This window comes from Clostridium beijerinckii HUN142 (genome assembly GCF_000621745.1).
Classification (GTDB): Bacteria; Bacillota; Clostridia; order Clostridiales; family Clostridiaceae; genus Clostridium; species Clostridium beijerinckii_A.
This window is the reverse complement of sequence record NZ_JHXK01000047.1, coordinates 1-23,627: the sequence shown is the minus strand read 5'-3', so window position 1 is coordinate 23,627 and position 23,627 is coordinate 1. Positions and strand designations below refer to the sequence as shown.

The following is a 23,627-nucleotide window of genomic DNA, read 5'->3' as shown; positions in this document are numbered from 1 at the left end:
GGAACTTCATCGCTCGACTTGCATGTGTTAAGCACGCCGCCAGCGTTCGTCCTGAGCCAGGATCAAACTCTCAATTAAAAGTTTAATCTTAGCTTACTCAAATAAAAATTGCTGGTTTACTTAAATGTATTTATGTTATTCTGTTCAATTTTCAAAGATCTTATCGCCTTCAAGCGACTCATTTAGTGTATCATCACCCTAAATCAATGTCAACACTTTTTTTTAATTTTTAGCATTTTTCATCAACTCTCGTGACAACAAAACCTATTATATCATCATATTTATTAGTCATGTTTTATTTTGCACTATTTTCAGATAAATATTCTTCATTTTCTCTTTTTTTCTTTTTATTCCTCATTTATTAGCACAGTGACACGCTTGGATATGTTTAATAATACTTTTTGTTTATTTATCTCAATTCGTGCCGCCATGCCATGATTTCAATATTCAATATTTAATTTTTATTTCACTCTTACCATATTCCAACTCTATCTTCTGGTCTCACATACATTCTATCCCCTTCTTTTATATTATAAGTTTTATAAAAATCCTCAAATTGCGATAACACTGCATTTACTCTAACTTTTTTAGGAGAATGAGGATCATTGTTTAGCAGATATTCTTTTAATTCACTTGTTGATATTTCCCTCCATACTGTCGCATAGTTTTCAAATAAGTCCTTTAAATCAGGATTTTCCAACTTTTTTGCAATATCTAAGACACAAGCCATTCCACCTAAATCACTTATATTTTCTCCTACAGTTAAAATTCCATTTACATTTTTTTCACTATTCATCTTTATATTAGAATAATAATCTACTACCTTTTTGCTCCTGTTTGTAAATTCCTTATAGTCATTCTGATTCCACCAATTTTTTAATTTACCAGTTTCATCAAATTGAGCACCTGTGTTATCGAAAGCATGAGTAAGTTCGTGCCCAATAACAACGCCAATTCCGCCAAGATTTTTTTCCTTGTTTGCATTTTTATCATAAAATGGTGCTTGTAATATTCCTGCTGGAAATACAATTTCATTGTTCAAAGCATTGTAGTAGGCATTTACAGTGCAAGCGCCCATATTCCATTCATTTTTGTCAACCGGCTGGTTTAATTTAGAAAACTGTTTTTTACTTTGCGATGTGTATATACTTATCAAGTTATCAACTAATGATCCACCTTCATCATAAGAATTTATTACTACATCGTTATAGTCATCCCACTTTTCAGGATAACCCACTTTAACATTTACATTTTCTAATTTTCTGAGTGCTTTCTCTTTTGTTGATTTACTCATCCAAGTATTGCTTTGCAACCTGTTTTCGAAATTTTCGATTATCTCCTTTGACATTTTTTCCACATCATTCTTTGATTCCTTATCAAAATGTTTGTTTACATATAATTTACTTATAATCTCATTCAATTGTCCACTAACAAACTTCACACCTGAACCCTCATCTAATTCTGAGCACTCTACTCCATAAAGCACTTTTCTTAATTCGTTACACGCTTCTCTATGTTTTGACGTCAAATAATTATCTGTGTTTATTAATACATTTGTCTTAAAGTAAGTTTTTATATCTTCTAAATTATTTTCGCTAATAAGTGAATTTACTAATTTTAATTCTTCCGGGTTCTCTACTATTATTTTCTTAGGATTATTTATATTTAATTTATTTAATAATCCAGGTATATCTGCATTAGGTATTAACTTATTTAGTTCTTTTACAGTATATAAATTATAAGAATTTTGTATTCGGTTCTCATCTTTAGCCTCTTCTTCGTAAGAAGGTATCTTTTTAGCAAGCTCATTTTCAATATTAACGAAAGTTTCTGCATTTTTCTTTGCTAAATCTTCACTTTCTCCATATAACATATGTAATTTAGATATATAATTTAGATATATCTGTTTTATTTTTTGACTCTTATCACTAGTATCCTTATAATAAAACGAATTTCCTAATCCAAGATTACTTCTAGAAACATATAAGACATTAATATTGCTATTCTTATAATCTGGACCGACACCCAGGTTTATTAGAGGTTGAAAATATGAAAATTCATCATCCTTCAGTATAGCTTTAAGATCATTTGTATCCTTAATTTCGCTTATTTGATTTATATATTTCTCTATAGGTTTTGTCCCTAAGTCGTCTCTTTTTTTCATATCTAGATAGCTGTTATATAAATTTAAAACTTTTAATTCATCGCTATTTTTAGCATAACTATCTTTGTTTTTTTGTATATCTGATATTATATTAAGAATATCCCCATTAACTCTTCCACATACTTCCTCAAATGTTCCATAAGAAATGTATCCATCCTCAAGCTTTACCTTTGACAACCACTCCTTATTTACTGCATCATAAAAATCGTCTTCTATCCTAGCATCACTATATGACTCTATACTATTACTGTTTAGAACACTTATTATATTAAATTTCGAACTATATGAAGTACAATTTAATGAAGTTGATATACTTAAAAATAATACCAATATTATTGATGTAATTTTCTTAAGTGTAATTTTTCTCATACGTCTCTCTCCTCCTTAGTATTTTAATTGTAATTATCTATTTAATAACGATTCCAATCGTTTCGCCTAAAGTTAACCTAATACTATTATTTAATTTATTGTTATAAATAATTCATGTTTTTAAAATAAACAAAAAAAAACATCTTGAAATACCTATTTATTTCAAGATGGTTTTTTACATTAATTGTTCTTCGTAAATATACTGTTGTTACGATACGACTCCTGAAATTATAATTCCTATAGAAATCATAAAACCAGCTATAACTATGGCAACCGCAACATTCTTCTCTTTTAATTCCTGATTAAAATCAATCTTAGTTAATACTTTATCAAAAAAGCAGTATCCGAAAATCAGCAATATAATACCTATCAATCCGAAAACAATGCTAACTACAATATTGTTTATAATACCAGTCATAAATCTCTCCTCCTTATCACTATTTAAATAATTAGACTTAGCCCATATTCTTACTATACTTATATATTTTTTAATATTACACTAATTAAAATTAAAGCTTATTTTACTACTCAACATATGTAGCAACACACATGGCATTTTTATCAGTTATAAACTCTCCCATTCTAGTAAACACTCCTGATGGGATATCACCTGTTATATACATACCTATTACAGGAAACAGGTATTTGCTTTCATTTTTCATTGTTGAATAAATATTGGAGTATAAAGGCTTAATATTTATTCTATTTTGAAATACCATATCGTCTGATTTTTTATTCATTTCAGTATAACTTAACATAACACCTGATCCTTCTCTTGAAAGATATGGCTTGGTTACATAATCAAAAGAAAGAACATCATCCGGTTCTAAACATGTATATGGTATATATTTTAAAATAAAAGTCTCATCATCACGTGAAAAGAACTTTTTCCTAACAAGTTCATAAACCACTGCGAATAAAGCCTTTGATTGGGTTATTAGTGTATATCCAGGATTTATCAAATAATTTCCTGAACTTAAAGGCTCAATGACTTTTTTCATTTCGTCTTCACAAGAAAACCAATCTAATGGATAATGCCTATAAATAGCATCAATTTCATCCCCATAGAGATAGATCTTATTTTCACTCACTTTCAAATCATATACATTTCCAAAAATCACATTATACTCATTTAATTGCTTTAATATTTCAGCTATTAAATTACTTGTATATATATCTTCATAATACCAAGAAGTTATAACAGCAATATTTTTAACTTTTTTTATTTTCTTAAGCTCTTCTAATATATGAAAAAATGATTTTTTTATATGTTCTTTAAGATTGACATTAGGATTTTCATGTTTGATATTAAGCTTTTCTTTAATTATAGAATTTAATCCAATTGCCTCAACTAAACCTGCAGGTGTCTCAGAATTAAATTCCAAAATCTTCAGATCTCCGTTATTATCAATAACAAAATCAATTCTCCCTAATGCGCAAAGTGATGTAGTACATGAGGTTGAAACTAATTTATAAAGTTCTTCTGGTATACCTAGTATAGGACCCAAAAGTTCCATTTGCTTTTGTATATATGGATATATTCTTTTTAAAATCTTACAAAACTTATTACTTGCTGAAAGCATTTCTTTATAAAAACTTTCTTTTAAAATTAGTGAATCTAATGATATATATTCATAAACATTTGTGTAAGCTCCTGTGAAATTATATCTAAATACACTATCATCTATTATCTGATTCCAAATCTCTTTTCTATTTTTAGGATTAAATTCACTTATATAAACAGGAAAATTTTTAACTCCTATTGGACACATCCACGTATACTCGTCATTAGTTAAAAGATCTTTACTCCATCTAACTAAAAGCCCCTCTACTTTATAGTTCATTATATAAACACCAAAATTTCCAAAAGCTAAAACTGGAATATTCATATTATTATTACGAGGTGCATAAGTATATTCTTGTTTAATATTTATTAACTCCTGTTTTACATGTACTTTATTACTTTCAGATACAATTTTAATTTTATTTTCCCACATTTCTTGCGTGTAAAGCTTACCTATGTAAACCTCCTGACTATATCGACCCAAAGATGATTTAACGACATAGCTGTCTTTATTGTTTATTACATCTTGCATATTATCAGAATTTAGTATTTCTGTGTACGGAATACATTTTCTTATTACTTCTTTATCCCCAATTGAGAGGAGCCTCGAATCAGATTTAACCAGAGTCCATAAATAAGCAAAGAAACTTTTTGCCTGAATAGCAATTACCCTTGGATCGTTAATTAATAATAAATTTCCACAATCAACACAATTTAAGATTTCATTTATATTAGAAATCTCACTAAAAAATTCTGTAGGAAACAATCTTAAAATTATTGTCAGCTTAAACTTAGAATATGCATAAACATATCCATCTCTTACGGATAAGTTATTAGGTCCAACTTGTATTATGTTAATATTAGTATTTTTCAGAATATATTTAAAGTAATAACTATGATGTAGCTCCTCATAATGACACGGATCCATCAAAAATCCTACATCTATTTTTTCTTTCTCCATAGAATATTCTTTGCATATTTTTAACAATTCCTTAACTACATTACTTATAAAACTAACATTTATATTTCCATCAAAGCTACATTTACCTGCTAAATGAATTTCTTTCTGGCCACAAGGTTTATCGTAATTAAATTCAGCGAAATAAATATCCCCATCAGCATCTCTAAAAGTATCATATCTGGCCCAAAACATTGGTGATATTGGGCATTTCAAGTTAAATATTTTTTCTTTAAACATGAAATCATCAAAATAATTCAATAATTCACTGTGCATTTCCTTAATATTCTTAAGTATATTTAATGAAATTCTATTTATTTCTTCGCTGTAAAGCACCATTTTTTCATAAGTTGACTTATCAAAATAAAATGGTATTTGCGAGTGAACATACTCTTCACCTAAAGAACTCACCATATAGTTATTAAATAAAACATCTTCAGTATAATTAATCTGTTTTTCCATAGAGTAATCCACTTCCTAAATAATTTCTTTATATATGCATGAGATAATCAAAATTTTAATTATCTTATCCCATACGCTAACTTGATGAACTTCCTCCCTTTGATCCAGAGTATCCTGATGATTTACCAATTGATGAATCTGATATGCTAGCATTGCTCTTGCCAGAAGAATCGCTATTTATAGAGGAACCACTGCCAAAACTGTTCCATCCTCCAACATGCCCCCCACCACTATAACTAGAACCATTTCCATCTTGGTCTTCATCATCTTCTTTTTGAGGGTTGTAACAACCTGTAAATCCAAGCGGTCCACTTACAAAAAATGTAGCTGCTACCGCTATAGATAATGCTTTTCTCTTATTTTTCTTTACTATTTGCTTAAAATCTTTCATTATACCCTCACCTTTATCACTTCTACCTCTATATCCTTATTTATAAAATTTATATAATCTTGTAAGTCATCTTTAATCTGATTTATAGTCAAAATAGTTATTTTAGTGTAGCCAAGAATTTTTAGTATATCTGTATTTGGAAGATCATCATCACTTATTCCATATTGATTATTCAATTTATCTTTCAATTCATCAATCTTCAAATTATCATTATATCTATCATACGGTATTAGCATAACAAACTTTTCCGTACTTATTTTCTTTAAATTCAAACCATTATTTATCAATTTATTAATATTCTCTTTTGTTCCTACTATTCCAAATGGATGGAATAATAAGTTAATATTTAGAATTGGTTTTATAGAATATTCATTATTTAATACAAACGCTAAATTTAAAATCTCATCAATAGGCAAATCAACTATCAAAAAATTATTCTTACTACAGTTTTCTGCTATTATATTTAATACACCTTGATTGCATTGACATGTATTTTCTTCTTTTAATATAAAATTATCATATGTTTGAAGCGAAACGAATGGTGTACTTCTAAAGAATCCCTGAAACGGACCTAAGTTTGACTTCCATGTTCTATACACCTTTCTTAAATCTATATCTTGTAGATACATATAATCCTACCTTTCATATGTTACTGCATAAATTCCACACAAAGATATGCACTGCTTAAATCCCTCTTGAGTTATAAAAACTAAGTGACTATCTGTAGATTCACTTTCACATACTTCTCCCATGATAGTAATTTCTGGATTAGAGTTTTGCCAAGAATTAAAATTGGAATAAATATTGATTTCTTTAGCATAAGATAGAAAACCATATGAAAGTTTATAAACAATTGCAAAGTTATTTTTTAAAGAAAGCATTTGCCTATACTTCTTGAAATCCTCAAATGTATCGATAACTAAAACTCCATTGTATATAGAATTCACCTCACCCTCCAATGTCTCAGTAGGTTTGTCATTAAACCACTCTTCATAAGTCCTATAAATAAAAATCTCCATTATTTACCCCTCATTTACTTCATAATACTAAATAAATATTATACATATTTATTACTACTTACGCATTGTACTCTGTGCAAAGCATCACGTAAATTTAGAAAAGTAATTTAAACATGCATATCTAATTTTAACCTTACTAGAATATTTTCTTTTATAAAAACACTTTAATATATGGCTTTTAAAAAAATATACTTCTTTGATAAAACTCAAATAATTATATTTATATATATAGTGACTTTACAATCCATTACTTTTATTAATTAAAACTTATATATTATGCCTAAGTTTCTAAAGTTCTATATATGTGAGTTTTATTGAAAATTTAACAATATATATCTGAAAACTCAATGCTTATCTTCTCTACTTTATTTTCATAAAAACGACCATCTGATTCTTGTTTATCCTCAACAAATCTAACAGGTAGTTTAATTATGAATTCACTCCCTTTTCCAACTTCACTAAAAACTTTAATATCTCCATTATGCATATCTACAATAGATTTTACAAGAGACAACCCTATTCCACTGCCTTGGCTATTACGAGCAAGAGTTTTATCTACTTGGCCGAATCTTTCAAAAATTATATTCAGCTTATCTTTAGGCATTCCAATACCATTATCCTTAACAGATATTACAACATTATCTCTTTTATCATATATATTAACTAATATTTGTCCGCCTCTATCAGTAAACTTAATAGCATTAGATAACAGATTTAACATTATCCTTTCGATTTTATCCAGATCAATTGCCATATCCTTTTCTTCCACATCTGTATCAAATATTAAATCAATCCCTTTATTATTTACATAATCTGCAACTGATAATGTTATATCTTCAATGACACTTACAACATTATAGTTCTGAAGATTCATTTTAAAGTATCCGGAATCAAACTTTGATATATCAATAAGATTGTTTACAAGCCTCACAAGTCTATAACAATTTTGCTTCATTGTTTTTAAATACTTACTTGATTCTAACTTATTTTTTTGATTACCTGATAACGACAATATCTGAACAGCTCCCAGAAGCACATTTAAAGGTGTTTTAAGTTCATGAGAGATGTTCGAAAAGAATTCTGTCATCATCTTATTAAGTTCTGTAGTTTTACTTATCAATTTTTTATTTTCCTCGATATTACTTTCCAAAAGTTGTATTTGTTTTCTTGAAGTGATATCTCTAAGCATAACCATAGCTGAAGGTTGTCCTTTGTACATACAAAAGCTATTTGTAACTTCAATGTCCACAAGTTTTCCATCAAGTCTCAATAACTTACTTTCAACAAAGGGAGTACTTGATTTATTACATATAGCATTATCTATTCTTTCATAAACTGCACTTTTGGCCTCATCTGTAACTATTTTCTTAATATCTATACCTATAATCTCTTCAGTATTTTCAGCACCCAAAAGTTCTGCCATTTTTTTATTTGCAAATATTAACTTATTATTGCTAATAACAAAAATTGCATTGTCAGAGTTATTTATTATCATATTAAGGCACTCTTCATTATTGAATACTATTTCTTCAAATAATTTCACCTTATTATCAGCCATATATAAATCACTATTTATAAGATTATATGGCTTTCTCAACCCTGTCTCTACAACTCCTTTGTATAAAAAATACGCAGCAAAAATCATTATAGTATGTCCTATTATAGTTGTAAATTCTGAAGGGATCATATAACTTACAAAAAACATTTCACATGCCCCTGATAATATAAGGAAGCATTCAAAACATATAAATAAATATTTATCAGTATGCTTTCCTAATACGAAAAATATAACAGCAATTATTAAAAATGTAACACATAGCACATATTCGCTAACTATTTTGAAAGAAGTCAATCCCACATTTTCCACATAGCAATCTGGAAAAACTTTAAATATACATATTGACCCTATCAAAAATATCGTTACACAAAAATAAACGATAAATAAGACGTACGGATTAACTCTCTTTTGCGGCCTTATTTTGAATAGTATTGCAATAAAGCATGTAAAAGCACCCATGTATCTTGAAGCAATCCAGAATTGGGTTGCTATCTTTAATCCATCTATACTGCTTAAAAAAGGCATTCCAGTATAAGTGAGCATATGAAATATTCCTAGTACCGCTACAAAAAAGTATCCAATTCCCAATATTAATAAGAAGCTATTCTTATTAATTCTATAAGTATTAAAAGCAACCACAAATATTAATGCAAAAATAAAATTAATAAACAACTCAATTCCAGTATGGAAAAACAAATTGCTATAGTTATTCATAATAATCAGAAATGCCATAAAAATAAAAAAAAAGCTCCATTCTATCAACAACTCAAATTTGATAGATCTTGAAAGCTTGCTAATTCCTCCTGTACTCACAATGTGTACCTCCTTATAAATGTTTCTCAATAAAATTATCTTTAGATTTCTTTAATTCTCCCTACATTCTTTATTTTACTACTTGTACATAAATATGTAAATGTATTCGCTATTATCAGAAAGTACCCAAAAGCCTTATAATTTCTTTATTAAAATAATATATAGGCTCTAAAAAGTATTATTCATAAAATATTTTACAAATACAATATTCTGCATAGTAATTTCGTACACTATAAATTTTATAAATTAGAACCTATATACACTTTTATTAAATTTTCTCTGAGTATATACTTTCATTAGTTTTCTTTTTTTGCATACCATTTTCTTATAATTTCAGCACTTTCATCACTTGGATAATACTTTTTATCATCACTAGTCTCACCCATTGCAAATATAGAGAACCCAAGATTCCACGATTCATTCTCAAACACATTTCTATATGCATCAAAACAATTTGCTTGCTCCTCATTATTCGCTATATCAGAAATCAAAGGATTATACGGCTGAACAGAAGCCTTATTAGTTCTTGGAAAACCTAATTCGCCAAAAAAAATTGGCTTATTCCATTTATCGTAGAAGTTTTTTACTTCCTGTTTTATATTTTGTTTTCTATCATATATTTGAGTATGTTCTAATGAACTTATTAGATTTTCTATCGCATTAGTATCATTAGAAGTAAGTTCAAAATAAGCTGCTATAGAAATGAAATCTACCTTCGAAAATATTTTATTATTTAGTTTTTCGTCATACTTATCTGTAAATTCTGGCGAGAAATCTTTTGCAGTAACCCAAAAATTTGTTCTATAAGTTAGTAAGCCTTTGTAACGTTCTCTAACAAAATCAACCATATCACACATTTTCTGCTCATTAGATTCCATATACACAAAACTAGTCCCTATGTTTAATGCGTCAACATGATATGGTACAGCTATATCTTTAATTAAATTTCCCAAAACATTATTAGTCCAGTTATTAAAAAACTCATCTATATTATCTGGTTTCCATTCTGTTTCTCCTATACTTCCGTTCTCAATCCATGGATAAGGTTCTAATATTATATTTATTTTCTTCCATCTTAATTTTTTAAATAATTCAATAGCCCTCTTTTCACTTCCTTTATCTATTGTCATGCTACTAGAAGTTCTACTATCTATATTTATAACTACCGGAACATTTAAAGTATTTAACTGCAATTTATCTATATCTTTAAGTACTTGATCTATATTATAGTCAGTTGATAAATTCCCGGATTTAATTTTTGTTTGAAATTTTGAATTTAATGTTTTTCCCTCTATTTTATTAATCATCTCATTAATAAATCCTCTTGACTCTACGTTAATGTTATAAGCATAAAAAGCAAATGTAATTATACTTAAAATAATAAATATTAATACTCCTCTTTTAGTCATTTTATCACCTACCACATATTATTAATAAAAACAAATTGCTTATGTTCTCATTAAAATTTAGTTTATATATAGTTTGTTTTAAATTACTCTGTCTAGAAACTAATGTTCAGAACCCTCTCTTACTCAATTGAAGATGTGAAAACTTTCATAACTTACAAGTTAACATCAAACTGCTGCATTTTGGGAATTCCTTAATTATTATTTCCTTTTAATATATTACTATATAATGTAAAATTAGGCAAAAAAGTTATCGAAGATAATATACATTTCTTAAAGCGCATATATTGATTGCGATTAATCTTTGTTAATACAAAATTCCTTATTTAATTTAGGATTTATTATTCTTAATTTAAGGCCTGTCGGTATATCTCTATACATTTTGCAATATTTTACTTTCTATATCTTTCTCCTTGATTTTAAAATTATTCATCCAAAATATAAAAAAAGTACCAAGTTTGGATAACTTCTTTGTATTATATAATACATAAAGAGATATCGGAAACCAGATAAGAATATATATAATATTGTATTTGTTTTCGATATTTTTTTATAAAAAGTACCAAAATATTCATCATTTACTTGTATAATATGTTGAATAAGTTAAATATTTCTTTAAATTTAAATTTATTTTGATTTATATTTAACTAATATTGTTTTTTATATTAAAAGGAGGAATATCATGTTAAAAAGAACGAGTAAAATAACAGCTCTACTAGTAGCAGCTGCATCTATTTTATCAATAATGCCTGCAATGGCCGCGGATAAGTTAGGAACAAAAGATGGTACAATTGAAAATGCTGTAGCATTTAAAGACGGTAAATACATCTATGAAGGATACAGAACCGATGATGATAATAATGGTTTGTACTACAATTCAGGGACTAAAGACAAGAGATTAGATGATGCCACTTCATTAGGAGTAAAATATGACGATAAATTTGTCCGAGCATTTGATGGCAGTGACGAATATCTAGTGGATTTATCAACAGGAAAAATTTCAGATGATGATACTGTAAGTGATTCAGCTGAAACTGCCAGAACTAAACTAATAAATAAATTGAAAAAAACTGACAGATATGCAAAGAGTACAGGTTCAGATTTCGGAAAAGGTGGTTCATACGGTAAAGTAGAAATCGGCGCACAAGTTAGTTCAAACAGATTTGGCGATGTATGGTTCGAATATTCTGCAACAACCTCTCAATCAATAACCGTTACAGAAAACTCTACTACACCACAAGCAGTTTATTATGGCTATACAAATACTTCAGGAACTTATATCGACACCTCTTACGATGCTAATATATATGTTTATAATGGAACAAAAATGGTAAAAATAGAACATGTCGGTGATACCGAAGAAGGGATAACTTTAAATAGTATTGTTCATATATCTACTCTAGGAGAAGATGATAAATATATATATAGAATAGTTAAGGCAAATGTAAGTGGTCCTATTCATAAGATTCTTAAAACAAGCGGCCCCGACAGTACAACCTATAATGGAAGCGATTATAACTCAGCCGGAGACACATTATATTATATACAAAAAATCTCTAAAACTCAAGGATATAAAGAAAAGGATGCCTACTTACCAAAAAGCACAGATTCATATGAAATTTCTGGTGCCACAGGTAGTGGTGATGTAAAAGATGCTTATACTGCTATAGAAAAAATTATAACAAAATCTGATAATGCAGTTTCAACAATAGTTGATGGTGCTATTTATGTAACTTATTCTGACGATAGCGGAGATAAAGTAAAAACAGAAAAGATAGTTTTAAAAACTAGCGAAAAATTAAGTAGATACAATGAAAATAGTAAGTTGGATACTAAAGTAGATGGACATGTTGCCAAGAAAGATGAGGATCAGGATACAAAAGCCAAAGCATGGTCAATAGATGTTAATGGAAATGTCTGGGCAATATATAACGGAGAAATAAAAAAATCTACAAAACTAGGCGATTTTAAGACTATGTACACATGCGATAGATCTTTCGATAGATTAGATGTATATAACGATGAGAACTTAATTGCCTGGGAATACGATGGCGATGCCTACACAACTGTTCAGGAAGGTAAAAAACAAGCACAAGATGATGCATCTTCAATAGTTAACCCTACTCCAGCAAAAGTCGGTTGGGATAAACTATCAAACGGAGCTTGGAATTTCTATGATGCAAGCGGAACTAAGGTTACTAATAACTGGGCCAATGTCGGCGGATCTTGGTATTTCTTAAAAGCTGATGGTATCATGGCTACTGGATGGCAAAGTATTAACGGTACTTGGTACTACTTACAACCTTCTGGCGCTATGGCTACTGGATGGATAAATGATAATGGTACTTGGTATTACTTACAATCTTCTGGTGCCATGAGTACTGGATGGCAAAATATTAATGGTGCTTGGTACTACTTACAGCCTTCTGGCGCTATGGCTACTGGATGGCAGAACATTAATGGTACTTGGTATTACTTGCAATCTTCTGGCGCTATGGCTACTGGATGGATAAACGTTAATGGTACTTGGTATTATTTATACTCAAGTGGTGCTATGGCATACAATACAACAATTGGCGGATATAGATTATCTTCAAGTGGAGCTCTAATTTAGATTAAATATTTGATACTGTAATAAATATATAATTCTCTTTTAAACAAACCCCTAAATTTATTTAAATATATTGCAGGAAACATTAGTTTCCTGCAATTCCCTTTTATAAAAATAATATGAACTCAGAATAACTAATATAAAATAGTTAAAGTTATTTTTATCTACACCTCTTTACCTTTGCTCCTCTAAAATATATCCTTCAACTGTTTTAGTATCCAATAATAAATTTAACTGTATAAGTATCGATGTTGCTTGAAATTATGACTCCATTCCTTTTTTGCAACTGTATCCTCAACTAATAACTATTGAAATAAACCTTTTTATGTGCTGCTGGTAATATTGAGCTATCCCGTCCACAAAACAAGATAGATAATTCTTTATCTTAAAATCTTTACTTTTCAAAGTGCCAGAATATATTAATTGACGCCTAACAGTATCATTAATTTTGCTTGAACTTGCTTTATTTAAATTAATTAATCTACCATCCCCCCACTATGCCCAGCTATTGGATGTCTAGTATAATTTTTATACGTTTTATCACCTAACGCAATTTTATTATTTTCTTTTGAAATTCCCTTTGATGAATGCTTAAATCTATTACAAGTGACCTATAAATTCCCTCTATCCTTTGATTAATCTGCATTTTAAAGTATTTAGATTAACCTCTTTCCTTATCCCTAATATTATTGTCATTGTATAGAATACCTTTCTTTGCCAACTTCTATTGGTTGTAGTAACAAAAATACCAACGATTTAAATTCCTCTAAATCGTTGGTATTTCTCATGTTTGGTGCACTTGGTGGGATTCGAACCCACGACTTCTGGAAATGCCATGATTACACTCATGCCTTTTTATAATATTGCCAAACGTTCTTATACTGTCATTTGTTTATTATTCAATTACTTTCAGTTTTATCTATTGTTATTTTATATGGTGTAAAAAACGGTGTAAATTTATATTTTACACTTTTTTAAAAAGATATGTATATTGATTTATATATTAATATATATTTTTTTAATATCATTTTTTAAGGTACTTAGGGTACTATAATAGTATCAAGTAAGTAATATCAACGTTTTACGTTGTCAGTACTCTAACTTTTTTAGGGTACTGTTAGGGTACTTAGGGTACTTACTTGAATAAAATGAATGCAATTTTGCTTTGGCTAAAATCTTGATTTATTAAATATAAAAAGAACCCTATTTCTAGAGTTCTAAAATATAATTTATTTAGCTATTTGTTTTTATGTTTTAAAAATTTAGTTGCATGAGCAATATATATAAATATTGCTAAAGCTATAAATATAAGAAATATAATTAAGTAAGGATTTTCCTTAGCTTTCTCTACAATACTATAACTCACATGTAAATCTTGAAGCTTTGACACTAACTTCCCATCATTAATATTCACTGTAAATAAAATTTTGTTCTTATACTCTGAATTATTTTTGGGGATTATTTTAATATTCTCTTGACTTATTACAACTTGTGAAATTTCATTTTTATCTAACAGATTAATAAATTCGTTATAGCTAATTTCTTTCTCCATAGTAACCTTTTTATGAAAATTATATGCAACTGACAATAACAATAATATTGCAAAAACCACACTAATAATTTTAACTGTTTTTTTATCTATCATAATTTTATCTCCTTCCATATAATACAATTATACACAATTTGGTAAATCCCTCCTATGAATTATAAAACATCTAATAAAAAACACCTATGTTTCTATAGATGTTCTTATATCCTTTAAAATATTGATGAAACTTTAATATTTTTCTTAATTAAAATTTTCATTTAGGGAAATTTAAGCGAATAAATGGGGGCATGTGGTCTAGCCGATATTGTTGAAATCAAGTCCAAATACCAGGGGGTACTTAAAATTTTCACATATACTCCATCAACATTTATATCTTTTTATTATCTTTAATTCTCCCTTTTTACTTACGTACAATATCTGCGAATTATATAGCCATTCAGTTTCGCCACTCTCACATACAAAAAACGAATCAATTGCTATCTCAATATCTTGCTCATATTCATTATCAAGTAAATCTTTATATTTTACTTTAAATGATAGAATTCCTTGTTTGCTGCAACTTTTTCTTTGAGAAGATAATTTTTTTATTTTATCTAATCTAAAGTTTATTGTTGTAAGTATAAAGTATTGTTCACCTTTCTCTAAGACCTCAGGGGCTTCATCACTTGCCAACGTATAAACCGCATTCATGTTATTGAATTTTGGCTCTTCAACTGTTAAATCTATTAATGCCCCCATTCCAATATTCTTAAATTCTATTGTGGATTTTATATTAATATTAGGACTCTCATCAATTGTATAGATTATACTCATATTATATCTCTCTTTTGATAATATTGTTTCGTATATTTTATATATGGAGCAATTGACAATCTTCTATCTTCATTTGCTTGCGCTCTTGTAAAATTTATAGTTATTCCAACTCCAACCAATGTAATTATTCCCCCAAGTATTGCTCCAACATAGCTTCCTAAAAAACCGGCCCAATCCTTATTCTCTATATTGCTTAAATGACCACTTCCGAATACATAGTTATCAATAAGTAAAGGTATCTTTATGGCTATCCCCAATATTAATAGCAACGATATTATAATTATAAAAATGTATTTTAAATATTTTAAGTATTTATTTTTCATTGTTCCCCCTAATCAAGTTATATAAAATTGTTTTTTTACATTCTCTTTACTAACCAATAGTAATTATTTAACTATTAAGTAATATTATATACCATGATATTAGACATATAAATATATCAATTTATAAAAAAATGATAGGAGAATAAAAACCTATCATTGCTTTTTAAAGTGAGGATTTTATTAATATGAAAATATTTTAAAAGAAAATTTTATCTATACAGTTTTAGCAAATGTTGCTTGTGTTATGCCACTAGGTCTAACTACTCCCAAATCTGCTCTTAGGTATATTCTAAGGCCCTTTTGTATTCTTTGGAATTGGTCTGTAGTATAACCCCATTGAATGTTAATGCCCCTATGTAACCCTAATAGTAATGAATTACTATCATAGCAGTAACTTTCGTTGTCATTTACATTGTTACTTTCTGTTATTGTGCAGCAATCCAACGTTTTAGGTCTTGCAACATATTGGCCTAATGTATCCTTTAACATATCTAAATCCGCTGCCATATTAGTGCTGTAGACAATGTTATCCGGTTGTATATTTGCACTTTTACAAGCTTTTTGCGCCTTGATTAGTAGGTCATAATCTAACGCTGCTGCATTATGTGTAACTTTATTAATAGAGTTATACGTTGATATGCCGGTAAGTTCTACTGGTTGACCTTCTACTGTACCCTTACCATATAACATAGCCTTATCAAGTGCTAGGGCAATTGCTGCGGCGCTACTATATAATAATTGATTGCCTAAATTAGCGGCACTATCTAGTAATTGTTCACTTACTGGAATAAATATAGCTAATGTTTTTCCCTTAAGTTCTACGCTCGTAAATACTGCCTCACTTGCCGGAATTAAGTCACCTTCATTCACAAAATTAGCAACCGCGTCTTTTGTTTGTACTGCTACGGTTAAATTATTATTATCCATTTGAACAACTGGAACTTTCCCAAATAACGCTGATTTTGTTCTTGCTACATCAATTATTCTATCGGCTAGCATTTGAGGAATAAGAACGTTGTTTTCTGCGCTTTGCATTGCTCTATAATGCGCTTGCTCTCTTTCTGCACCGCTCCAACCTTTGCCGGCCATACCTTTTACAAGTTTCCCAAAATCCATATTAGAATTACTATTATCTGAATATGCCCTTTTCTCTACTTTTTCACCTGGCAATATAACATCTGACAAAGTTCTAAATTCTAATTCATTTTTTCCATTGATACTTGAATTACGTTTTCTATCAATGATTTCTAACTTATCATCAATACTTCTTATTTCTGTTTCTATGTCCTTAAATCTTTTACTTTCATCTTGATTTAATGTTCTACTTTCTAACTTAGCATTATCAAGCATATCTTCCATTTCGTTCATAAGGTCCTGTCTATCCTCCACTAGTCCCTTTTCGCTCATTGGTAAAGTTCTATACTCTGCTATTTTTATTACTGCCCCCATAAATTAATCCTCCTTTGTCTTTAAATATTTCTTTTCATCTTCTGTTAACTCATAGTTTGCTGCACCTTGCATTAACTTTTCTTCCTGGTAAAGCTTATATTGGATTGCTTGGTCCAGGTCAAAAGAACCTTTTACAAGTTCCATTGTTTCTTCATATCCGCTATCAAATATTTCTGTTAATTGCTCCCCTACCGTTTCAAGTCTCTTTAAATCACATTTTGAAATTTTATTAACATTAAATTTTAATGTTATAACTCCATTATCCAACTCGTTTTGTTCTTGAACATATTTTTCTAAAGAATATCTAATTACAGATGATAGGTTAATTTCACTCCCTCCTCTTGATTGAGCTTTTATTTTTTGAATTTCGAATTGAACCTTCTTTTCTAATTCGTCTTCAAGTCTTACAGTTATTTGTTTTGTAGGCATAATGCAACTACTCCCTTCTTTTTTTCTTCTGTTATTACCTAAAATAAAAAATGCTACTGCATGTCATCGACATTCAATAGCATAATTTTACTATGGATAAAGCCTTACAAAGCGTAATGTTTCAATAAACTTGTAATAAAAATACAATAAACTTATAATAATTCTGTTATCTTTTTAATTATTTTTCTACGCTTTTTTATACAATTATCGCTAGTATGATTTAAATTCTGTGCGATACTTGCCCAACTTTGGACTGGCTTACTAAAATACCTAAGAGTAATTAGTTTTCTTTCATCGTCATCCAACAGTGCCAATATATCGTTGATTTTTTCTTTCTGATTATTTCTTCGGTCAATCTCTGATTCTATTTTCCTTATAATCCTTTTAATATTTTCTTCATACGCTAAAATATTATGGATTGGCTCGGTTTCTTCATCGTAGTTAATGGCATATAATTCGATATCATTATTTAACCATTTTATTTTTGCTATTGCAATTTTATTTAAACTTTCAAAGTTTTTATATTCATATAATATGTTTTCCGTCTGTTCAAAATCATTTGTCATTAGTTACCCCTTTCTTATCAATTTATATTTTATCTATTATTCTTCTAAATCTCTCTAATTCTCCTTTTGGTAATTCATATGCAAAGAAATCAATCGAAAATATCCTTAATATTTTCCTAATAATACTCATTCTATCCTTTTTAGCATATGTATCAACAATGTAATACATCATGATTGTTCCTATCTTATATGGTTCTTTCATAGCTTTTAAGGAATTATATAAATTATTATCATTTTCGCTTGCAAAATTTCTAATTGTGTTCATCAAATTATCATCTCTTTCTATACTATTTTACCGAGTTTTCTATCTTTACTTTTAGAGCATATGATGATACACTTTTTATAGCAGTTGGGTGTATCTTTAAGATATGCTCTTTTTTTATTAGAATATTTCTTGTTTATCTTCAATTAATATCAACTCATCAACTTCAATATCTAAATAGTAACCAACTCCATTACTCTTTATAGATTTAACTCCAAAACTAGATAATTGCCTACCAAAATGAGTTTTATTCATCGATGCTATACTATTGGATATGCACCAATTTTCATAAACTTTATAAACATCACCTTTAGGAATTTTAATATTCTTTTTAGCAACTAAAGCTATTTTTTCTTTAAAGAAAGCATAAGCTGAATCAACTTCCTCTCTATACTCTTCCATTTCTTCTTCTGCTGCTTTACTTACGGTTACTTTCCAATTATTATTTTTAACTCTCTTAAGGCCTTCATAAGCCCATGTTAATACTATATCTAATTCGTTTTTAATTATTCTATCTGTAATTAATGGGTCTTTTAACTTGTCTCTAGCGCCTTCCTCAACTTCTTTTTGAGTACCAAATGAAGTATTAAATGGTATTATTATTGGCCTTCTAAAAAATCCTGTTGACTTATCTGCTGCACTTGGTAACCTATTTAATCCAAAAAACATTGTCATATTAAAACCTAACCTAACTAAATCTTTATTTTTACGGTTAACTGTAACGGGTTCCCCGCATACCATTGATTTAAATGTCTTGTTAACTGTTTTTACGGATAATTCATCATCTCTAACAATATTCACGTGCTTACCCTCTGCGGCTGATATAGTAAAATCTCCTCCAAAATCTCCAAGACCAATACTACATATGTGCTTATTATCATTTATTAGAGCCTCTTGTATATCAAAAACAGAACTTTTACCATTACTTCCTTCACCTTTGTATATGAAACAGTTTTGCGTCTCTTTTGCATGTGGTGAAAGCATTAACCCCATGCCTTCTTGAAGTGTTTTTATGCTACTTTCATCTAATAAATCATTTAAAAACTTTTTAAACTCTGACTTATCAAGTAAATTTCTAAATTCTTCTGAATCCTCTATTAAATTGGCTTGAAATTGAACTTCTGTTTTATATTTAGGGTCGTGTTTTAATAAGATATTTCTTTCAATATCTACAATTCCATTTTTGCAATTAATATACTTCTTTTCATCATGTACTTCCTTGGCATCTTCACTATTTAACATTAATAATTCCGCAAAGTTTTTTGATTTAACAACTGTTTTATCAGAATTATTAATTGGATATTTAAAATACATCTTTTGTACTTCTTTAAATTCCATATATTTATAAACGCCTTCTTTATTATCAAATATAAACCATAGATTTCCCTTTGTATAACATGGTGTTTTACCCAATATATGATTCGTTAATTCATATAACTCAATATTACCTTTTGAATTGCAATACGGAGGATACAATCTTTGAGATATACTTGCTACAATATTACTTACCTCTTCATCCTCCAATGGCGGATTACATTTTAACAAGTTTAATCCCCTTGCAATTGAATATATAGTTGCGATATCTCTTATACTTGATTTACTTACAATCCCTATCACTTCTTTAAATAATTCCTGATTTCTTGCGCCTTCACCATAATTTATACTTACTAATGGTGATAAAGTTTTAGGCTCTGCTTTTCTTTTATTATGTTTGTCCAACTTTGAAAATATATCAAATAATGCTTGCGGCATTTCATTGATATCATTATTTTTAATCACTGTATATTCCCTAATTTCTTCATTAACTCTTGATTTACTGCCAGGTAATACAATTAATCCTCCATCAGTTCTTACATCAACACCTGGCGCATAGTTGGCCTTATTTTTTAATCCATCTCTATACTTAAAGTATAGATGACTTCCACCATTAGGTGTTTTTACTGTAAATGTATCCGCTATCTGCTGCTTATCAACTTCTGATAAATCTTTTATTAATTCAAAAAAACTTTTTTCCCCATCAATGAGACCATCACCATGATTTTTATCTAAGTCTATCACAATAATACTACTTTTATTTCCAGTTAAAAGTGAGAATCCAGTTGCATTTCTGTTTTGTTGTAGCGATAAAAAATTATTTAATTCTTTATTGTTCTTTATATAATCCTTTTCATTACTCCATTTTGCATAAGTAATTTTATTATTGTTAACTAATGGAACTATTGGAAACAAGCTTTTATCTGCTATTATTTTAAAATCATCTGTATTCAATCAATCACCTACTTTTATCTGCATTGTTTATCTGCCCATTCAGGTAACTTGGCTTTATTGATGTAAAACTTAGTTCCTATTTTAAATGCCGGAAAATCCTTATCTTTTAATAACACTTCATACATTGTATTCCTTCCAACTCCTAGAATAGACATTGCTTCCTTTGGTGTTATTATTATTTTCTCTGTTATCGTTTCTAATGTTTTATTCATCTGTTATTCCTCCATTCATTCGATACTCATTCCAATTGTGTCTTTTAATTTAATATTCATATAAAATCAAATCGCAAAAAGGTCCTTTCGGACATCTTTCTTACTTATAAGATAACCCCATTTGGTATTATTGTCAACCTTTTTGATATAAAATAATTTCCTTTTGGTGTTATATATTTCTTTTTATAAAAAAATAATTCCTTTTGGTTTTATTCTTATTTTTTTTATTGTATAATGTTTTTACAAGGAGGTTGTTTATATGACTATCGGAGAATATATTAAACATTTAAGAAAAGAACAAAAAATGACACAAAAGGAACTTTCAGATCATTGTGAAATAGCACTAACAAGCTTACAAAGGTATGAGAGAGATGAAAGACTGCCAAACATTGAGATAATGGGTAAGATAGCAAATGCTCTAGGCGTTAATATATCTAATTTAATAAATTTAGCTCAATTGCAAAATAAATTAAAAGAAAATCAACTTAATAACTATATTATAGATTCATTAAACAACATGGACGCTAATAGTCTATTCGATGCTTACATAAATAATTTTACCAATAATATGATGTACCAAAAAACTCAACTTGATATTTTGAAAGAGTTAATTCTTTCGCAAAACTATGATTTAAAAAACATTACTGATGATACTTTAAATGATATTTTAAAAAAAGTATCTGATTTATTAGAGCTTGAATTTTTTAAGCTAAAGAGAAATTCAGAAGGTGATTAAATGGCTAAAACTAATTATTTAAAAAGAACTATTAATGGAAAAGAATATTATTATTTTAGATTAAGGCATGTAAATTTAAATAAACCCAAAGACATATATGCCCCTACTGTCAAAGAACTTGACCAAAAATTAAGAGCCATCAGAAATGAACTGGAAAACAATATTGTCAATAATAAAGAGTTTTTTGAGACTTTCTTCGCTAACTGGCTCTTTGATGTTAGATTTTCAACTTTAAAACCTTCCACTAAGGAAAGATATGAGGGCATATATAGAAATTATATAAAAGATAGTCCCCTATCAAAAATTAAAATAAGAAACATTTCATTAAATGACATTCAAGAATATTATAATAAATTAATTAAAAGCGGTTCATCTGTTAGTAGTATATTAGCATTAAATAAATTATTAGCGCCTTGCATAAGGTATGCTTATAATAATAATATTTTAATCAAAGATTTCACTGGTGCTATTGTATTACCTAAAGAAGACCAACAAACTAAATTAAATAAAGCTAGTAAAGTTCAACCATTCACATTAGATGGACAACAAAGATTTATTTCAGCTATCAAAGGGCATGAATTGGAAATGTTATTTCTTACGGCTCTAAATACTGGCATGCGACAAGGTGAATTATTTGCTCTTACCTGGAAAGATATTAATTTTCAAGAATACTATATTGATGTTAATAAGACCGCTAAAAACGTTGCTGACGTATCAAGGGAAGGTCGTCAACAATCAAAGGTAATAATACAAACCCCTAAGACTGTAAATAGCATTAGACGTATATCAATACCCTTAGCACTAGCAGAGCAGCTAAGACAATATAAATTAAGGCAATCAGAACATAGATTGAAACTTGCTAATTTATATGATGATAATGATTTAGTATTTTGCACTATATATGGTAAATATTTTGATAGTAGCAATATAAGAAAAAGACTTAATAAAATAATAGATAATATTAATGCTGCTGAAACTGATAAAACAAAAATTATAAAACATAGAAAATTTCATGATTTAAGACATACTTACGCAACACGATTATTTGAACTTGGAGAAGTTCCAAAGACTGTACAAAAATTACTTGGTCATAGTGATGTATCACTTACTTTAGATACTTACACTCATGTACTTAAAGATATGGAAGTTATGGCAGCATCAAAATTAAATGATTTATATATATCTATGAGGGCTAAATAAGCCTTCTTTTTTATTCGATAATCTAATTTAGTACCCTAAGTGCTCTAAGTACCTTTAAAATTTTAGAGTACTGAATCGGTACTAATTCAGTAATAATCAAGTGTTACACCTTTTAGTACCCTAAGTACCATAATTTTTTGAAAATCTATATTATATATAGTTTTTTTCTTCTTTCTAAAAAAAACATATATGATATGGCGTAAAAATTTTTATACGGTGTAAAAAGCGGTGTAAAATTAAAATACCAACGATTTAAATTTCTCTAAACCATTGGTATTACTCATGTTTGGTACACTTGGTGGGATTCGAACCCACGACTTCTGGATTCGAAGTCCAACGCTCTATCCAACTGAACTACAAGTGCATATTCATTTTTATATAAATAAAAACAACTGTTTTCAGTTGTTTTTTTGGAGCGGGTAGTGGGAATCGAACCCACCTTTCCAGCTTGGAAGGCTGGAGTATTACCGATATACGATACCCGCATATTTATTTTTATATACAT

The 23,627-nt window shown here is 28.6% G+C and carries 20 protein-coding genes, 2 tRNA genes and 1 rRNA gene; 3 read left to right on the top strand and 20 right to left on the bottom strand.

The window, feature by feature from the left end:
- The 9 genes from T483_RS0117815 to T483_RS0117775 form a co-directional block, all read right to left on the bottom strand.
- Positions 1 to 78: ribosomal RNA gene (locus tag T483_RS0117815) — 16S ribosomal RNA — on the bottom strand; the annotation flags it as partial.
- A 394-nt stretch (positions 79 to 472) separates the two neighbouring features.
- Entirely contained in the window at positions 473 to 2,533 is a 2,061-nt protein-coding gene (locus T483_RS0117810; protein ID WP_026888055.1) for a M13 family metallopeptidase, read from the bottom strand.
- A 208-nt stretch (positions 2,534 to 2,741) separates the two neighbouring features.
- On the bottom strand, positions 2,742 to 2,951 hold the full coding sequence (locus tag T483_RS0117805) for a DUF350 domain-containing protein (RefSeq protein WP_026888054.1): 210 nt from the start codon (positions 2,949 to 2,951) through the stop codon (positions 2,742 to 2,744).
- Positions 2,952 to 3,057: 106 nt separating this feature from the next.
- Positions 3,058 to 5,517 (bottom strand): glutathionylspermidine synthase family protein, encoded by a 2,460-nt coding sequence (locus T483_RS0117800; protein WP_026888053.1) that lies wholly within the window; start codon positions 5,515 to 5,517, stop codon positions 3,058 to 3,060.
- Positions 5,518 to 5,593: 76 nt separating this feature from the next.
- A complete protein-coding gene (locus T483_RS0117795; RefSeq protein WP_026888052.1) occupies positions 5,594 to 5,908 on the bottom strand; it encodes a hypothetical protein in 315 nt (104 codons plus the stop codon).
- Positions 5,908 to 6,537 carry a hypothetical protein gene (locus T483_RS0117790; protein WP_026888051.1) on the bottom strand — a complete coding sequence of 210 codons (630 nt, stop codon included), beginning with the start codon at positions 6,535 to 6,537 and terminating at the stop codon, positions 5,908 to 5,910. The genes T483_RS0117795 and T483_RS0117790 overlap by 1 nt, the downstream gene beginning before the upstream one ends.
- 6 nt (positions 6,538 to 6,543) lie before the next feature.
- On the bottom strand, positions 6,544 to 6,927 hold the full coding sequence (locus tag T483_RS0117785; RefSeq protein ID WP_026888050.1) for a hypothetical protein: 384 nt from the start codon (positions 6,925 to 6,927) through the stop codon (positions 6,544 to 6,546).
- A gap of 322 nt (positions 6,928 to 7,249) precedes the next feature.
- Positions 7,250 to 9,298: an MASE3 domain-containing sensor histidine kinase gene (locus tag T483_RS0117780; protein ID WP_026888049.1), complete on the bottom strand. Its 2,049-nt coding sequence runs from the start codon at positions 9,296 to 9,298 to the stop codon at positions 7,250 to 7,252.
- Positions 9,299 to 9,594: 296 nt separating this feature from the next.
- A complete protein-coding gene (locus T483_RS0117775) occupies positions 9,595 to 10,707 on the bottom strand; it encodes a glycoside hydrolase family 113 (protein WP_026888048.1) in 1,113 nt (370 codons plus the stop codon).
- Positions 10,708 to 11,386: 679 nt separating this feature from the next.
- On the opposite strand from T483_RS0117775, the gene T483_RS32495 reads away from it, so the two are divergent.
- Entirely contained in the window at positions 11,387 to 13,318 is a 1,932-nt protein-coding gene (locus T483_RS32495) for an N-acetylmuramoyl-L-alanine amidase family protein (protein WP_026888047.1), read from the top strand.
- A 1,234-nt stretch (positions 13,319 to 14,552) separates the two neighbouring features.
- On the opposite strand, the gene T483_RS0117765 is transcribed toward T483_RS32495, so the two are convergent.
- The 9 genes from T483_RS0117765 to T483_RS29395 form a co-directional block, all read right to left on the bottom strand.
- The gene (locus tag T483_RS0117765) at positions 14,553 to 14,960 is read right to left on the bottom strand and encodes an ATP-dependent metallopeptidase FtsH/Yme1/Tma family protein (RefSeq protein WP_196244896.1); all 408 of its coding nucleotides are present in this window, start codon (positions 14,958 to 14,960) and stop codon (positions 14,553 to 14,555) included.
- A gap of 264 nt (positions 14,961 to 15,224) precedes the next feature.
- Positions 15,225 to 15,677 (bottom strand): hypothetical protein, encoded by a 453-nt coding sequence (locus T483_RS0117760; RefSeq protein WP_026888045.1) that lies wholly within the window; start codon positions 15,675 to 15,677, stop codon positions 15,225 to 15,227.
- Complete coding sequence (locus T483_RS30210; protein WP_051560443.1) at positions 15,674 to 16,000, bottom strand: hypothetical protein; 327 nt, start codon at positions 15,998 to 16,000, stop codon at positions 15,674 to 15,676. Before T483_RS30210 ends, T483_RS0117760 begins: the two co-directional genes overlap by 4 nt.
- A gap of 213 nt (positions 16,001 to 16,213) precedes the next feature.
- Positions 16,214 to 17,449, bottom strand: coding sequence for a phage major capsid protein (locus tag T483_RS0117750; RefSeq protein WP_026888044.1), 1,236 nt, complete (start codon positions 17,447 to 17,449; stop codon positions 16,214 to 16,216).
- Between the two features lie 3 nt (positions 17,450 to 17,452).
- Entirely contained in the window at positions 17,453 to 17,878 is a 426-nt protein-coding gene (locus tag T483_RS0117745) for a hypothetical protein (protein ID WP_026888043.1), read from the bottom strand.
- 152 nt (positions 17,879 to 18,030) lie between these two features.
- The gene (locus tag T483_RS0117740; RefSeq protein WP_026888042.1) at positions 18,031 to 18,444 is read right to left on the bottom strand and encodes a hypothetical protein; all 414 of its coding nucleotides are present in this window, start codon (positions 18,442 to 18,444) and stop codon (positions 18,031 to 18,033) included.
- Between the two features lie 22 nt (positions 18,445 to 18,466).
- Positions 18,467 to 18,709 carry a hypothetical protein gene (locus T483_RS0117735; RefSeq protein ID WP_026888041.1) on the bottom strand — a complete coding sequence of 81 codons (243 nt, stop codon included), beginning with the start codon at positions 18,707 to 18,709 and terminating at the stop codon, positions 18,467 to 18,469.
- A gap of 117 nt (positions 18,710 to 18,826) precedes the next feature.
- Entirely contained in the window at positions 18,827 to 20,974 is a 2,148-nt protein-coding gene (locus T483_RS0117730; protein WP_026888040.1) for a phage/plasmid primase, P4 family, read from the bottom strand.
- 14 nt (positions 20,975 to 20,988) lie between these two features.
- Positions 20,989 to 21,186, bottom strand: a complete 198-nt coding sequence (locus tag T483_RS29395) for a helix-turn-helix domain-containing protein (RefSeq protein WP_035790343.1) — start codon at positions 21,184 to 21,186, stop codon at positions 20,989 to 20,991.
- A gap of 259 nt (positions 21,187 to 21,445) precedes the next feature.
- Between T483_RS29395 and T483_RS30205 the strand changes: the two genes are divergently transcribed.
- Both T483_RS30205 and T483_RS0117715 read left to right on the top strand, forming a co-directional pair.
- On the top strand, positions 21,446 to 21,922 hold the full coding sequence (locus T483_RS30205) for a helix-turn-helix domain-containing protein (protein WP_051560442.1): 477 nt from the start codon (positions 21,446 to 21,448) through the stop codon (positions 21,920 to 21,922).
- Positions 21,923 to 23,122 (top strand): tyrosine-type recombinase/integrase, encoded by a 1,200-nt coding sequence (locus T483_RS0117715; RefSeq protein ID WP_026888039.1) that lies wholly within the window; start codon positions 21,923 to 21,925, stop codon positions 23,120 to 23,122.
- A gap of 287 nt (positions 23,123 to 23,409) precedes the next feature.
- On the opposite strand, the gene T483_RS0117710 is transcribed toward T483_RS0117715, so the two are convergent.
- Together T483_RS0117710 and T483_RS0117705 are read right to left on the bottom strand one after the other, a co-directional pair.
- Positions 23,410 to 23,486, bottom strand: a tRNA-Arg gene (locus T483_RS0117710).
- Between the two features lie 47 nt (positions 23,487 to 23,533).
- Positions 23,534 to 23,607, bottom strand: a tRNA-Gly gene (locus tag T483_RS0117705).
- Between the last annotated feature and the right edge of the window lie 20 nt (positions 23,608 to 23,627).

Bases quoted from the DNA above. Each gene is read 5' to 3' on its own strand.
- T483_RS0117810 (WP_026888055.1), bottom strand. From the start codon at position 2,533: ATGAGAAAAATTACACTTAAGAAAATTACATCAATAATATTGGTATTA.
- T483_RS0117805 (WP_026888054.1), bottom strand. From the start codon at position 2,951: ATGACTGGTATTATAAACAATATTGTAGTTAGCATTGTTTTCGGATTG.
- T483_RS0117800 (WP_026888053.1), bottom strand. From the start codon at position 5,517: ATGGAAAAACAGATTAATTATACTGAAGATGTTTTATTTAATAACTAT.
- T483_RS0117795 (WP_026888052.1), bottom strand. From the start codon at position 5,908: ATGAAAGATTTTAAGCAAATAGTAAAGAAAAATAAGAGAAAAGCATTA.
- T483_RS0117790 (WP_026888051.1), bottom strand. From the start codon at position 6,537: ATGTATCTACAAGATATAGATTTAAGAAAGGTGTATAGAACATGGAAG.
- T483_RS0117785 (WP_026888050.1), bottom strand. From the start codon at position 6,927: ATGGAGATTTTTATTTATAGGACTTATGAAGAGTGGTTTAATGACAAA.
- T483_RS0117775 (WP_026888048.1), bottom strand. From the start codon at position 10,707: ATGACTAAAAGAGGAGTATTAATATTTATTATTTTAAGTATAATTACA.
- T483_RS32495 (WP_026888047.1), top strand. From the start codon at position 11,387: ATGTTAAAAAGAACGAGTAAAATAACAGCTCTACTAGTAGCAGCTGCA.
- T483_RS0117765 (WP_196244896.1), bottom strand. From the start codon at position 14,960: ATGATAGATAAAAAAACAGTTAAAATTATTAGTGTGGTTTTTGCAATA.
- T483_RS0117760 (WP_026888045.1), bottom strand. From the start codon at position 15,677: ATGAGTATAATCTATACAATTGATGAGAGTCCTAATATTAATATAAAA.
- T483_RS30210 (WP_051560443.1), bottom strand. From the start codon at position 16,000: ATGAAAAATAAATACTTAAAATATTTAAAATACATTTTTATAATTATA.
- T483_RS0117750 (WP_026888044.1), bottom strand. From the start codon at position 17,449: ATGGGGGCAGTAATAAAAATAGCAGAGTATAGAACTTTACCAATGAGC.
- T483_RS0117745 (WP_026888043.1), bottom strand. From the start codon at position 17,878: ATGCCTACAAAACAAATAACTGTAAGACTTGAAGACGAATTAGAAAAG.
- T483_RS0117740 (WP_026888042.1), bottom strand. From the start codon at position 18,444: ATGACAAATGATTTTGAACAGACGGAAAACATATTATATGAATATAAA.
- T483_RS0117735 (WP_026888041.1), bottom strand. From the start codon at position 18,709: ATGAACACAATTAGAAATTTTGCAAGCGAAAATGATAATAATTTATAT.
- T483_RS29395 (WP_035790343.1), bottom strand. From the start codon at position 21,186: ATGAATAAAACATTAGAAACGATAACAGAGAAAATAATAATAACACCA.
- T483_RS30205 (WP_051560442.1), top strand. From the start codon at position 21,446: ATGACTATCGGAGAATATATTAAACATTTAAGAAAAGAACAAAAAATG.
- T483_RS0117715 (WP_026888039.1), top strand. From the start codon at position 21,923: ATGGCTAAAACTAATTATTTAAAAAGAACTATTAATGGAAAAGAATAT.